Raw genomic sequence first — 12,725 nt, forward strand, 5'->3', positions numbered from 1 at the left:
GCCGCCGGAGCCTGCCCGCTACCGGCGCTCCTCGCGGCGACGCAGGTGTTTCTCAAACCGCCTGAGCAGCAGCGACAGGCCAATTGTTAGCGTGAGGTAAATCAGCGCCACCACATTATAGGTCTCGAAATAGCGGAAATTGCCCACCGCCGTGATCTTGCCCAGCTGGGTGACATCGGCGACCCCCAGTACAGAAACCAGCGAACTGTCCTTTACCAGTGCCACAAAATCATTGCCAAGCGGCGGCAGGATGGTGCGGATCGCCTGCGGAAACACGACAAAGCGAAAGCGGTGCCAGCGGCTGAGACCCAGCGCCTTGGCCGCCTCGATCTGGCCCGCATCCACCGATTGCAGACCGGCGCGGAACACCTCCGAGATAAAGGCGGAATAGGCGATCATCAGCGCGATAATGGCCCGCCACAGCAGTGGGAAATTGCGAGTACGGATCGGATCCAACCCGATCTGCGCGCCGATCCAGTTGCGCAGTTCCACCAGCGCTGGCGCCAGCACAAAGGCGACGTAAAGCAGCAGCACGATGATCGGGATGCCCCGCACCACCTCGATATAGAACCGCGCACCCTGCCGGATCACCAGCCAGCGCGATCCCGCAGCCAGCGCCAGCCCAAGCCCCAGAAGAGAGGCCAGGAAAAAGCTCACCAGCGTGACAAAGATCGTCAGCTGGACGCCACGCATCAGGGTGTTGAGGATATTGAGATAGAGATCATCCGAAACCACCCGCCAGACCAGCGTCGCCCCGATCAGGATCACCGCCGCCAGCCACCATGGGAAATCTTCTTTTTTGCTGTCCGCCCAACGGTTTTGCCTGCCCGGTCTTGGCTCTTGCTCGTTCATCTCTGCCCCATGATGTGGAAATCCCCGGCGCTAGGGCCGGGGATTGGTCATAGTCTGCCGCCGGGTCAGCCGCCCAGCTTATACTCCAGGAACCACTTGGTGTTCAGCGCATCCAGCGTGCCATCCGCCTCCATCGAGGCGATGGCGGCGTTGATCGGCGCCACCAGATCGCTGCCCTTGGGGAAGATGAAGCCGAAATCCTCGGTCCCGAGCGGCTCGCCCACGATCTTCAGCGCCCCGTCCGAGGCCTGCACATAGCCATTGGCGGCGGTGCTGTCCGACAGCGCCAGATCCACATCGCCCGTGCGCAGCGCCTGAATCGCCGCGCCAAAGGTTTCAAACAGCTTGATCCGCGGGTTGGCCTCATCGCCGTCAAGGATATCATAGACGGTCACATAAAACGGCGTGGTGCCGGGCTGGGCCCCGGCCAGAAGATCCGCATTGGCAGCAAAACTGGCGGCATCGTCAAAGCGGCTCTCATCCCCGGCCACGATCATGCGCATCTGCGAGGTCAGATATTTGTCGGAGAAATCGACCTTTTCCTTGCGATCGTCGCGGATGGTGATGCCGGTCATGCCCATGTCATACTGACCATCGCTCACCGCCGGGATCATTGCGTCCCAGCTGGTGGTTTCATAGACGACTGTGATGTTGATCCGCTCGGCGATCTCTGCCATGGCGTCATATTCCCAGCCGATGGCTGTACCGCTGGCAGGGTCGACAAATTGCAGCGGCGGATAGGCATTCTCCACCGAGACCACCACTTCGCGCCCCTCAAGGTCCGGCAGATCCGCCGCTGTGGCAGCGGTAGACAGCAGGGCCAGGCCTGCGGCAGCGGCGATGGTTTTCACCGCGCCCTGGGTCATGTTGAATGTCATTTTGTCCTCCCCTTTGGTTTTGATTGATCAATCGCTGCGTCTGGTTCCGTCAGACCCCCTCCGCGCGCCTGCCGAGGAGCGCCGCGTCAGGCTCCACGTCGGCATCGGCGCCACCGGCACAGATCGGGCAATCGGGCTGGCCGCGCAGGGTGATCTTGCGGCTTTCGGCATAAAGGCCGTCATAGATCAGCATCTCACCACGCAGCACCGCACCAGCACCGGTCAGCGCCTTCACCGCCTCCAGCGCCATCATCGCGCCGATGACACCGGGCAGCGGCCCGACCACCCCGGCCTCGGAACAGCTGGGCGCCAGCCCGGCCGCAGGTGCTTCGGGAAAGATGCACTGATAGCAGGGGCCGCTGACTGAGGGCTGGAACAGCGAGATCTGCCCCTCCCACTGTGACAGCGCGCCTGAAATCAACGGCTTGCCCAGCGCCACCGCCGTGCGATTGGCCAGATAGCGGGTTTCGAAGTTGTCGGTGCCGTCGAGAATCAGATCGTAATCGGCAAAAAGATCCGCCGCGATCTCGGCATCCAGGCGGCGATGATAGGGGCGCACCTCCACATAGGGGTTCTGCGCCACCATCGCGGCCTGCGCCGAAAACACCTTGGGCCGCCCGATATCATCATCGCGGTGAATGACCTGCCGTTGCAGATTGGCGTTCTCCACCAGATCATCGTCGATAACGCCGATTGTGCCGACGCCAGCGGCGGCCAGATATTGCAGCGCAGGCGCGCCCAGACCACCGGCTCCGATCACCAGCACGCGGGCGTTGCGCAGTTTTTTCTGCCCGGGGCCACCCAGCTCGCGCAGGACAATATGGCGGGCGTAGCGTTCCAGCTCTGTCTCGGAGAATTTCTGCGACCGGGGCGGGGTCGCCTCACTGTCGGCCGCCTCCGGCCGCGCCCGATTGCGCAGGACACGCAGCCCCTGACGGTAGCCCAGCACCAGCGCCAAGGCCCCCGCCAGCATCAGCCAGGGGGCGGCGGTTTCCCCGGTGGCCAGCCGCAGCGGCGCGGTCGCAGGCAGGGTCAGATGCAGCGTCAGGATCGCACCATAGAGCAATGCCAGCAGGCTGAACCGCAAACGGCGTCCCAGCCCCAGGAATTGGCCGCCCCACCAGATCAATGCTGCAAGGACAAGGATCGACAGCATCAGCCCTGCCCCGTCGAGCCGAAACCGCCAGACCCGCGCGGCGTCTCATCCAGCGTTTCGACCAGCTGGAACTCCGCGCGCAGCACCGGTGCCACCACCATCTGCGCAATGCGGTCCCCATGGGCGATGTCAAACGCGGCCTCGCCGGCATTCATCACAATCACCCCAAGCGGACCACGATAGTCGCTGTCGATGGTTCCGGGGGTATTGGGCAGGGTGATGCCATGTTTCAGCGCCAGACCCGAGCGCGGGCGGATCTGCACCTCATAGCCCTCGGGGATCGCCAGCCGCAGGCCCGTGGGCACCAGCGCGCGGGCACCGGGGGCAAGCGTCAGGCTGGCGCGATCCGGCAGATTGGCGCGCAGATCGGCGCCTGCCGCGCCGCTGGTCTGATAGGCGGGCAGCGGCACCTCCCGGTCTGCGCCTTCGTCATATGTGATACGGATATCGACCATTCTGTGCCTGATCCCTCTTGGTTTCGTCCTGTGCGGCTCTGTTCAGCCCGTCTCCGCCAGCGCCTGTGCAATGCGGTCGGCCAGCTTGCGGGCAACCGCGTCCTTGTCCATGCGCGGCCAGCTTTCGGCGCCTGCATCGGAGATCAGGATCACCGCGTTCTCACGGCCGCCCATGATACCGGTTGCCGGGGAGACGTCATTGGCGACAATCCAGTCGCAGCCCTTGCGCAGGCGTTTGGCGGTGGCATTGTCAACCACATCATTGGTCTCCGCCGCAAAGCCGACGACAAGTCCCGGTCGCCCCTGCTCCAGCCGCGACACGGTCTCGAGAATGTCGGGGTTCTCGGCAAATTCCATCACCGGCAGCCCATCCTTGGATTTCTTCAGCTTGCGATCCGATGCGCTGGTCACACGCCAGTCGGCAACCGCCGCGGCAAAGACACCGGCATCTGCGGGCAGCGCCGCTGACACCGCCTCGGCCATCTCCCGCGCGGTCTCAACGGCCACCACTTCGACGCCATCGGGCGGCGCAACGCTGGCCGGGCCCGTGATGAAGACCACTTCAGCACCCAGATCGCGCAGAGCACGGGCCAGCGCTGTCCCCTGGGCGCCCGACGATCGGTTGGCGATGTAGCGCACCGGGTCGATCGGCTCATGCGTCGGGCCGGAGGTCACGACGATGCGCCGCCCCTTGAGCGGTCCATCGGATAGTTTCGCGGCAATGGCGGCAACAATGGCGTCCGGTTCCGCCAGACGGCCGGGACCAAATTCGCCGCAGGCCATGCCGCCCTCATCCGGGCCGACGCAGGACACACCATCCGCCATCAGGCTTGCCAGATTGCGCTGGGTCGCGGGGTGCTGCCACATGCGCACATTCATCGCAGGCGCCAGCAGCACCGGAGTATCTGTGGCCAGCAGCAGGGTCGAGGCCAGATCATTGGCGTGACCATGGGCCATCTTCGCCATCAGATCCGCCGTGGCCGGGGCCACCACCAGTAGATCCGCACTGCGCGACAGCTGGATATGACCCATCTCCGCCTCGGCGGTAAGGTCAAAGAGATCGCGGTGCACCGCCTGCCCGGCCAGCGCCGAAACGGACAGCGGAGTTACAAATTCCTCGCCCGCCTTGGTCAGGACCGGCACCACCTCGGCGCCCTGATCCTGCAGGCGGCGGATCAGCTCCAGCGATTTATAGGCGGCAATCCCGCCACCGATGATCAGGAGAATACGTTTGTTCGCCAGCATTTGCCTATCCTTGCCGCAGATCCCGGCAAACTCTACTGCGCCCTGTCGCCAGTGTGAAACGGTTTTCCGCAGGGCGTCTGCCGCAGCGCGCGCGTGCCCCTCACTGGAAGGCCAGACAGGGATCGGGGCGCGGGACTGGATCTGCCTCCATCACCACATCAAACGTCCCCTCGATCTGCCCGCCTTCGGACTGGCCCAGAGCGGTGATCTTCAGCGCCGGGCGCGCCTGCCGCAAGGCCAGCGGCGCGCCACGATCCAGCCGGGCATGGCCATTGCCGGTCACCACCACGACCGACCCCGGATTCTGGCCGCCAGATTGCCTGACCGGGTCTGCGGCGACGTGAACCAGCGCCGCAACAACAGCGCGGGCCAGCACCGCATCGCGCAGCCGCTGAAGCTCAACCAGAACCGGCAGCATCTCGCCCGGCATCGCATTGCAATGGCTGGCCAGCTGATCGGCTTCACGCGCCGCCTGCTCTGCCTCATCCAGCGGGGTGGTGAGCCCATAGGCCACCGCATCAGGACCAAAGACCCCCGCCACGCCCTGTTCCATCGCGCGGCGGGTTTCCGTTCGCGGGACCAGCGCGCCGAACTGCGCCGCCCCGTGACTGGCGGCAAAGACCGGTTGATAAAGCGCGAACTCAGGCCAGCCGGACTGCGTCCAGTCGAGCGTCTCTGCCAGTGCCGGACCATCCTGCAACAGATCCGGTGTCAGCGCTGCCGCCTGCGTCGCCGTGATCATCTCCCAGACCACAGCGGCGGGCTGGAGCGCGGTGATGATCTCTGCCTGCACCGCGTGATGGGCGGGGTTGTCGTGGATCTCGCCTAGAAACACCACGTCGGCCCCGGCCAGAACCGGCAGCACCTCCGCCACCGAGCTGGCCAGCACCGCAGGCGGGCGGGCCTGTCCACTGTGTTCGTCCGCGCGGGCCGTGCCGGTCATGACGGCAGCCGCGACAAGAACGCCGACGGCGTTCGGTCGCCATGCCGCCGCGCAGATGCAAAAGGCGCGCCCGAAGTCGGACACGCCTTTGATCATGATAGGTATGTGAGATGTCATAGGAGGAAGTTCTGAACTTCCCGTGAGCAGGTTTCAAGCGATTTGCGCATCTTCTGAAAGGCGCCCGCCTCGAGCTGGCGGACACGCTCCTTGGACAGGCCCAGCTCCGTACCGAGGCTCTCCAACGTGCGCGGCTTGTCCCGCAGCTTGCGTTCGGTGATGATGAAGCGTTCGCGGTCGTTCAGGGCCTGCATCGCCTCCACCAGCCAGATCCTGAGCTGCCTGGTGTCATGGCTTTCCTCGACCAGCTCGGCGGCCTGGGCGCTGTCGTCCTCCAGCGCTTCGATCCATTCGCGGCCCTCTTCCTCGGCCGATTGCACCGCATTCAGCGAGAAATCCGCCCCGGCCAGCCGCCCGTCCATCATCTGCACATCGCGCAGCGGCACACCGATTTCGGTGGCGATCTTCTGATGCAGCTGGTGCTGATCCAGCTGGGTGCCCTCGGACTGGGCCTGACGCTCCAGCTGGGCCTGCACCCGACGCATATTGAAGAACAGCGACTTCTGCGCCGAGGTCGACCCGGTCCGCACCATCGACCAGTTGCGCATCACATAGTCCTGAATCGACGCCTTGATCCACCAGACCGCATAGGTCGAAAAGCGCACCCCACGGTCAGGGTCGAATTTATCGGCCGCCTTCATCAGTCCCAGCCCGGCCTCCTGAATGAGATCATTCATCGGCGCGCCGTAGCGGCGGAATTTGGAGGCCATGGAGATCGCCAGTCGCATATAGGCATTGATCAGCCGATGCAGCGCCTGCACGTCCCGCTCATCCCGCCAGGCGTAGGCCAGTCGCAATTCGGTCTCTGCGTCCAGCAATTCCGCCTTCATTGCCCGCTTGGGCAACGGGTTTTCGATCATGGTATCAAGAGCCATTTTTCTTCCCCGTAGATGAATTTTGATCTGAATACGGGCGATGCGCCCTCTTGGATCACTTCAGTCTTGGTAAATTCCCGAAAATCAGGCTCGGGACTGTCGTCTCGGCCCCCAGCGTGGTTGGACAGGCGCGAAATGCGCCGCCACAGCGGGCCGGTCCGGGTGCAATCAACCTCTGAAATCAGCGCCATCTCTGCGGGCCTGACGCGCGCCCGTGGTCAACACATCTTGTGTTGCGCCGCACCCGTGGCTACCCAGTCACACAACACTCGATAGCTTCAGGGTAATAAAAGTGCCGACTAAAGTCACATTCATTCTGGGCGGTGCGGCATCGGGCAAATCGGCCTATGCCGAGGAAATCTGCCTAAACTCAGGGAAAGACAGGGTTTATCTGGCCACTTCACAAGTGTTTGACGAGGAGATGCGGGCCAAGGTGGACCGCCATCTGCATCAGCGCGGCGTCGGCTGGACCACCCATGAGGCGCCACGGGACCTCGCGCCGGTGCTCGACTCGCTGCGCGCCGACCAGATCTGCCTGCTGGACTGCGCCACCATGTGGCTCAGCAATCAGTTGCTGGCGGAGGCGGATCTGATTGCTGAGCAGGCAGCGCTGATGGCCGCCTTGCAGCGCTGCGCCGCCGAGGTGGTGGTGGTGTCAAACGAGGTGGGCCATGGCATCGTCCCCGACAATGCGCTGGCCCGGCAGTTCCGCGAGGCGCAGGGCCGGCTGAATATCGCATTGGCCGGGGTGGCCGACCGGGCTGTGCTGGTCACCGCCGGGCTGCCGCAGGTGCTGAAAGGAACGCTATGAGCAACGATGCGATCACGAGACTGTTTCTGGTCCGTCACGGCCCGACCCATGCCAAATCCATGGTTGGCTGGTCCGATCTGCCCGCCGATCTGTCCGATACCGCCGCGCTGGACCGGCTTCACGGGTATCTGCCCCCCGAGGCGCTGGTGGTGTCCTCCGACCTCAGCCGGGCGCGCGATACGGCGACGGCCATCGGGCGCGACCGGCAGCGGCTGACGGACCAGCCGGCGCTGCGCGAAATCCATTTCGGCGCCTGGGAGCTGCGCAGCTGGCGCGAGATTGATGCCGAAGACCCCGAGCGTATCCGCGCCTATTGGGAAACCCCCGGCGATGTGACCCCGCCCGGCGGCGAGAGCTGGAATCAGGTCTGCGCGCGGGTAAACGCAGCCATCGATGGTCTGATCGAGGCGCATCGCGGCCGGGATCTGGTGGTGGTTGGCCATTTCGGCCAGATCCTGACGCAGATCCAGCGCGCCGAGCAGCTGACCGCCGAGGAGGCCTTTTCGCATCGGATCGACAACCTGTCGGTCACCGAGATCACCCATCAGGGCAGCAGCCGGGATCGCGGCTGGGGGCGTGGTAGAATAAATCACATTCCGTGATGGGTTAGCGCACAAATATTCCGTTTCAGAATGACCTGAGGCGCGCTAACCTCGCGACATGACATATCAACTCTATATCGGTGATCGCAAGTATTCCAGCTGGTCGTTGCGCGGCTGGCTGATGCTAGAAAAATTCAACCTGCCTCATGAGGTCTCGCTGGTCGAGATGTTCTCGGGCACCATGGCGGAGAAGATGGCGGCACTGGCCCCGGCACGGCTGCTGCCGACGCTGCAATTGCCGGATGGCACGGTGATTGGTGAAACCGTCGCCATCGCCGAAACGCTTGCGGAACGGCACCCGGAGGCTGGCATGTGGCCGCAGGATCCACGCCAGCGGGCAACGGCACGCTGGCTGGTTGCCGAGATGGCCTCGGGCTTTGGTGCGCTGCGCAGCGCCTGCCCGATGCAATTGGCACATATCTATCAGGGGTTTGAACCCTCTGACGCGGTGCTGGCAGATCTCAAGCGGATTGAAACACTGTTCGCCCATGCACGCGAAGTGTCCGGCAGCAAGGATGGCTGGCTGTTTGGCAGCTATTCCATCGCGGATGCGTTCTATGCGCCGGTGGCGGCTCGCATCGTCGGCTTTGATCTGCCTGTCTCGGACGAGATGCGTGCCTATTGCCGCGTCACCCTGTCCGACCCGGTGCTGCGCCGCTGGCAGGACCGCATTGACGAGGTGAGCTATGCAACCGATCCCTACCCGATTGATCTGCCGCGCAAACCTTGGCAGCTGAGCTGACCTCACTGTCCCCGGCATCGCCCCGGCGTCCCCCGGCATCAGGGTGAATAAAACGTAAAACCGCAGCGGCATCGCCGGTGCGTTAACGACTCCGAAACCACGTTGGCCAAGCATCTCTCCCTACCCACAGCGGAAAGGGGAGAGATGATTTCGCGCGCCTATACCGTTGCGTTTCAAGGCGTCGAGGCCCGCCCGGTCGAGGTGCAATGTGCGGTCGCACCCGGCTTGCCTGCCTTCTCCATCGTCGGTCTGCCGGATAAGGCGGTCAGCGAGGCCCGCGAGCGGGTCCGATCGGCGCTGGCGACGATGTCGATTGCCCTGCCCTCGCGCCGGATCACCGTAAACCTGTCGCCTGCCGATCTGCCCAAGGAGGGCAGCCATTTTGATCTGCCGATCGCGCTGGCGCTACTGGCGGCGATTGGGATCATCCCGCCCGAGGCGGCCTCTGAGACCATTGCCCTGGGCGAGCTGTCGCTGGATGGCAATCTGGTGCCGGTGGTGGGTGCCCTGCCTGCCGCCATGGCCGCCGCGAGCGAAGGACGGCGGCTGCTCTGCCCGAAGGCCTCGGGTGCGGAGGCGGCCTGGGTCAGCGATGCGACGGTGATCGCGGCGGGCGGTCTGGCGGATGTGGTGGCGCATTTCACCGGGCAGATGGTGATCCCCCCCGCCGCCCCCGGCGAGGTGATTGATCCCCCTGCGGGGAAGGATCTGCGCGATGTGAAGGGGCAGGAACGGGCCAAGCGCGCGCTGGAGATTGCCGCGGCCGGTCGGCATCATCTCTATATGGTCGGCGCGCCGGGATCGGGGAAATCCATGCTGGCCGCGCGGCTGCCCTCGATCCTGCCGCCGCTAAGCGCGGCCGAAGCACTGGAGACCTCAATGATCCAGTCGCTTTGCGGGTTGATCGACGAAGGCGGCATTCGGCGCAGCCGCCCCTACCGCGAGCCGCATCACACCGCCTCGATGGCGGCCATTGTCGGGGGCGGGCGCAGGGCGCAGCCGGGCGAGATCAGCCTGGCGCATAATGGTGTGCTGTTTCTTGATGAGCTGCCGAAATTCAGCCGGGCAGTGCTGGAGACGCTGCGCCAGCCGTTGGAAACCGGCCATGTGAATGTGGCACGTGCAAATGCCCATGTCAGCTACCCGAGTCGGTTCATGCTGGTGGCGGCGGCCAACCCCTGCAAATGTGGCGCGCTCAGCGATGCCAATCGCGCCTGTGCAAGGGCGCCGCAGTGTTCGGCGGATTATCTCGGCCGTATCTCCGGGCCGCTGATGGACCGGTTCGATCTGCGGGTGGATGTGCCGCCGGTCGGCTTTGCCGATCTGGACCTGCCGGGTGATGGCGAAACGTCGGCGGAGGTGGCCATGCGGGTTGCCATCGCGCGGGAGGTCCAGGCCAGCCGCTACCGCCAACATCCCCAGCTGCGGCAGAATGCCGATGCCGAGGGTCAGCTGCTGGAGGAGGTGGCGACGCCCGACAGCGAAGGTCGGGCCCTGCTGTTGCAGGCGGCGGACCGGTTCGGGCTGACCGCGCGTGGCTATCACCGGGTGCTGCGCATCGCCCGCACCATCGCCGATCTGGATGGGGCGCCGGATGTCCGCCGCCCCCATATCGCCGAAGCGATCAGTTTTCGGATTGCCGCCTGAAGCGTGTTCTCACGCGAGAGCTCAGAGCTTGGCTTCGATCGCCTGCCAGATCTTCTCGGCTATATTGACGCCGTCGAAGCGTTCCAGCTCCTGAATGCCGGTCGGCGAGGTCACGTTGATCTCGGTCAGGTAGTCGCCGATCACGTCGATACCGACAAAGACCTGCCCTTTTTCGCGCAGCAATGGCCCGATGGCGGCGCAGATTTCGCGGTCGCGGTCGGTCAGGCCGATTTTCTCCGGCCGGCCGCCGACATGCATGTTGGAACGGGTTTCCCCCGCCGCAGGCACCCGGTTGATTGCGCCGACGGCTTCGCCATCGACCAGGATCACCCGTTTGTCGCCATTGCTCACATCCGGCAGGAATTTCTGCACGATCAGCGGCTCGCGGCTGAAGCCGGTGAACAGCTCATGCAGCGAGGTCAGGTTGCGGTCGTCGCGGTCCAGCCGGAACACGCCGGCACCGCCGTTGCCGTAGAGCGGCTTCAGAATGATATCGCCATGTTTTTCCTTGAACGCCTTGATCGTCTCAAGATCGCGGGCAATGGCGGTGGGCGGCGTCAGCTCCGGGAAATCCAGAACCAGCAGTTTCTCCGGGTAGTTACGCACCCAGAAGGGATCATTGACCACCAGCGTCTGACCCTTCAGCCGGTCCAACAGATGGGTCGAGGTGATATAGTGCATGTCAAAGGGCGGATCCTGCCGCAGCCAGACCACGTCGAAGTCGCTCAGGTCGACTTCGCGGCGCGGACCCAGCTCCGCCGGGTGTCCGGCCACGCGCTGAACGGTCATATCATGGCCGCGCGCGGTGATGCGGCCCTCCTGATAGGCCAGCTGGTCGGGGCCATAGAAAAACAGGCTATGCCCGCGCGCCTGCGCTTCCTCAGCCAGGCGAAAACTGCTGTCGGCATTGATATCAACGTCGGTGATCGGGTCCATTTGAAAGGCGATTTTCATAATGTCAGTCCCTCATGACATGGGCAAAATGACATGGGCAAACCGCCCACGCCGAATACATGACCCAGCTTGGCGACAGGTTCAATGGCAGAGACGCTCAACCCTGACCATAGGCGTTTTCCATCACCTCAACCCTGCCGGTGCCATCAACCACCGCCACATCCAGCCGCGACTCGGTCAGCTGCCCGGCAGGTTCGCCGGCCAGAAACCCGGCGGCGCTGGTCATCATGCGCTGCATCTGGGTGCTGTTGATGCGGGCGATCGCCTCATCGCGGCTGACGCTGTGCTTGACCTCGACAAAGACCACCATCGCCCCAAGCCGCAGGATCAGGTCGATTTCGGCGCCACCGCCGCGCCAGCGGCGCGCCGCGACCGTGTATCCCCCGCGCTCATAAAACCGGGCGACCAGCTCTTCCGCGGCGTATCCAGCGTGATGGGACCTAGATCCACGCAGCCCGCGCGCAGAGGGCCGTCCGGGCGGGGTATCTGCCCGCCCGGCCATGCTCAGCCTGCGTCCTTGGCCATGTCGAGCGCCAGTTGATAGATCTTGCGGCGCGGCAGATTGTGCATTTCGGCAACGATGGAGGCGGCGTCTTTCACGGAGTTGTCCTTTAGGGCGGCGCGCAGATCGCTGTCGAGATCGCCATCGCTGACACTGGCGCCGCGCGCACGGTCCACCAGAACCACAATTTCGCCTTTCACCGGGGATTGTTCCAGTCCTTCGGCGAGGGTCAGCAGGGTATCGCGTCGCACCTCCTCGAATTTCTTGGTGATTTCACGGCAGAGCGCCGCCGGCCGGTCGCCCAATACGCCCGCCATGTCGCGCAGCGAGGCGGCAATCCGCTTGGGCGATTCGTAAAACACAAGCGTGCCGGGGACGGCGGCCAGCTCCTCCAGCCGTTTGCATCTTGCGCCACTGGCGTTGGGCAGAAAGCCTGCAAAGAAAAACGCATCCGTTGGCAGTCCGGCCAATGTCAGCGCCGCCAGCGCCGCAGAGGCGCCGGGCGCAACCGTGACCAGATGCCCGGCCTCGGCGGCGGCGCGGCTGAGATCATAGCCCGGATCGGCAATAAGCGGCATACCCGCCTCGGAGGCATAGGCCACGGACTGCCCCGCCTCCAGCGCCGCCAGAAGCCGTCCGCGCGCGCCAGCGCCGCTGTGATCGTGATAGGCCACGATCTGCCGCCCATTGAGCGGAACACCGTGGATTTCCATCAGCTTACGCAGAGAACGGGTGTCCTCGGCGGCGATCATGTCGGCGGAGGCCAGCACGTCAAGCGCCCGCAAAGTGATGTCGCGCGCGGTGCCGATGGGCGTCGCGACGAAGTAGAGCCCGCATGGCAAATGGACGATCTTGTGATTCACGCTGGACCCGCCTTGTTGGTCGTTTATGATCCCTCAGGTACCAACACGGCGTACGCCGCCGGACAAGGGAGTTTCAAGTCCAT

General features: G+C 64.4%; 14 protein-coding genes. 4 read left to right on the forward strand and 10 right to left on the reverse strand.

The features are described 5' to 3' along the window. Positions 1–18: 18 nt before the first annotated feature. The 7 genes from VWY75_RS08240 to VWY75_RS08270 all read right to left on the reverse strand — a co-directional run bounded on the left by VWY75_RS08240 (position 19) and on the right by VWY75_RS08270 (position 6,521). The gene (locus VWY75_RS08240; RefSeq protein WP_416537461.1) at positions 19–852 is read right to left on the reverse strand and encodes an amino acid ABC transporter permease; all 834 of its coding nucleotides are present in this window, start codon (positions 850–852) and stop codon (positions 19–21) included. A 65-nt stretch (positions 853–917) separates the two neighbouring features. After that, complete coding sequence (locus VWY75_RS08245; protein ID WP_416536684.1) at positions 918–1,730, reverse strand: transporter substrate-binding domain-containing protein; 813 nt, start codon at positions 1,728–1,730, stop codon at positions 918–920. 49 nt (positions 1,731–1,779) lie between these two features. After that, entirely contained in the window at positions 1,780–2,886 is a 1,107-nt protein-coding gene (locus tag VWY75_RS08250; RefSeq protein ID WP_416537462.1) for a HesA/MoeB/ThiF family protein, read from the reverse strand. Beyond that, positions 2,886–3,341 (reverse strand): dUTP diphosphatase, encoded by a 456-nt coding sequence (gene dut / locus VWY75_RS08255; RefSeq protein WP_340547324.1) that lies wholly within the window; start codon positions 3,339–3,341, stop codon positions 2,886–2,888. Before dut ends, VWY75_RS08250 begins: the two co-directional genes overlap by 1 nt. 42 nt (positions 3,342–3,383) lie before the next feature. After that, positions 3,384–4,586: a bifunctional phosphopantothenoylcysteine decarboxylase/phosphopantothenate--cysteine ligase CoaBC gene (coaBC, locus tag VWY75_RS08260; RefSeq protein WP_416537463.1), complete on the reverse strand. Its 1,203-nt coding sequence runs from the start codon at positions 4,584–4,586 to the stop codon at positions 3,384–3,386. A 100-nt stretch (positions 4,587–4,686) separates the two neighbouring features. After that, on the reverse strand, positions 4,687–5,646 hold the full coding sequence (locus VWY75_RS08265; protein ID WP_416541613.1) for a ChaN family lipoprotein: 960 nt from the start codon (positions 5,644–5,646) through the stop codon (positions 4,687–4,689). Next, positions 5,643–6,521 carry an RNA polymerase factor sigma-32 gene (locus VWY75_RS08270; RefSeq protein ID WP_340547327.1) on the reverse strand — a complete coding sequence of 293 codons (879 nt, stop codon included), beginning with the start codon at positions 6,519–6,521 and terminating at the stop codon, positions 5,643–5,645. The genes VWY75_RS08265 and VWY75_RS08270 overlap by 4 nt, the downstream gene beginning before the upstream one ends. Before the next feature lie 292 nt (positions 6,522–6,813). On the opposite strand from VWY75_RS08270, the gene cobU reads away from it, so the two are divergent. From cobU to VWY75_RS08290, 4 genes are all read left to right on the forward strand, one after another. After that, a complete protein-coding gene (gene cobU, locus VWY75_RS08275; protein ID WP_416537465.1) occupies positions 6,814–7,332 on the forward strand; it encodes a bifunctional adenosylcobinamide kinase/adenosylcobinamide-phosphate guanylyltransferase in 519 nt (172 codons plus the stop codon). Next, the gene (locus tag VWY75_RS08280; RefSeq protein ID WP_416537466.1) at positions 7,329–7,934 is read left to right on the forward strand and encodes a histidine phosphatase family protein; all 606 of its coding nucleotides are present in this window, start codon (positions 7,329–7,331) and stop codon (positions 7,932–7,934) included. The genes cobU and VWY75_RS08280 overlap by 4 nt, the downstream gene beginning before the upstream one ends. Positions 7,935–7,992: 58 nt before the next feature. Next, on the forward strand, positions 7,993–8,676 hold the full coding sequence (locus tag VWY75_RS08285) for a glutathione S-transferase (protein WP_416537467.1): 684 nt from the start codon (positions 7,993–7,995) through the stop codon (positions 8,674–8,676). A gap of 144 nt (positions 8,677–8,820) precedes the next feature. Continuing rightward, positions 8,821–10,323, forward strand: coding sequence for a YifB family Mg chelatase-like AAA ATPase (locus tag VWY75_RS08290; protein ID WP_416537468.1), 1,503 nt, complete (start codon positions 8,821–8,823; stop codon positions 10,321–10,323). Positions 10,324–10,344: 21 nt separating this feature from the next. Here the strand turns inward: VWY75_RS08290 and gshB are convergent, their stop codons facing one another. From gshB to rsmI, 3 genes are all read right to left on the reverse strand, one after another. Next, on the reverse strand, positions 10,345–11,277 hold the full coding sequence (gene gshB / locus VWY75_RS08295; protein ID WP_340547332.1) for a glutathione synthase: 933 nt from the start codon (positions 11,275–11,277) through the stop codon (positions 10,345–10,347). Between the two features lie 97 nt (positions 11,278–11,374). Then, positions 11,375–11,731, reverse strand: a complete 357-nt coding sequence (locus tag VWY75_RS08300) for a YraN family protein (protein ID WP_340547531.1) — start codon at positions 11,729–11,731, stop codon at positions 11,375–11,377. Positions 11,732–11,781: 50 nt separating this feature from the next. Continuing rightward, entirely contained in the window at positions 11,782–12,642 is an 861-nt protein-coding gene (rsmI, locus tag VWY75_RS08305) for a 16S rRNA (cytidine(1402)-2'-O)-methyltransferase (RefSeq protein WP_340547333.1), read from the reverse strand. Between the last annotated feature and the right edge of the window lie 83 nt (positions 12,643–12,725).

It is taken from the genome of Phaeobacter sp. JH20_08 (genome assembly GCF_048056635.1).
In the GTDB taxonomy this organism is placed as follows: Bacteria; Pseudomonadota; Alphaproteobacteria; order Rhodobacterales; family Rhodobacteraceae; genus Phaeobacter; species Phaeobacter bryozoorum.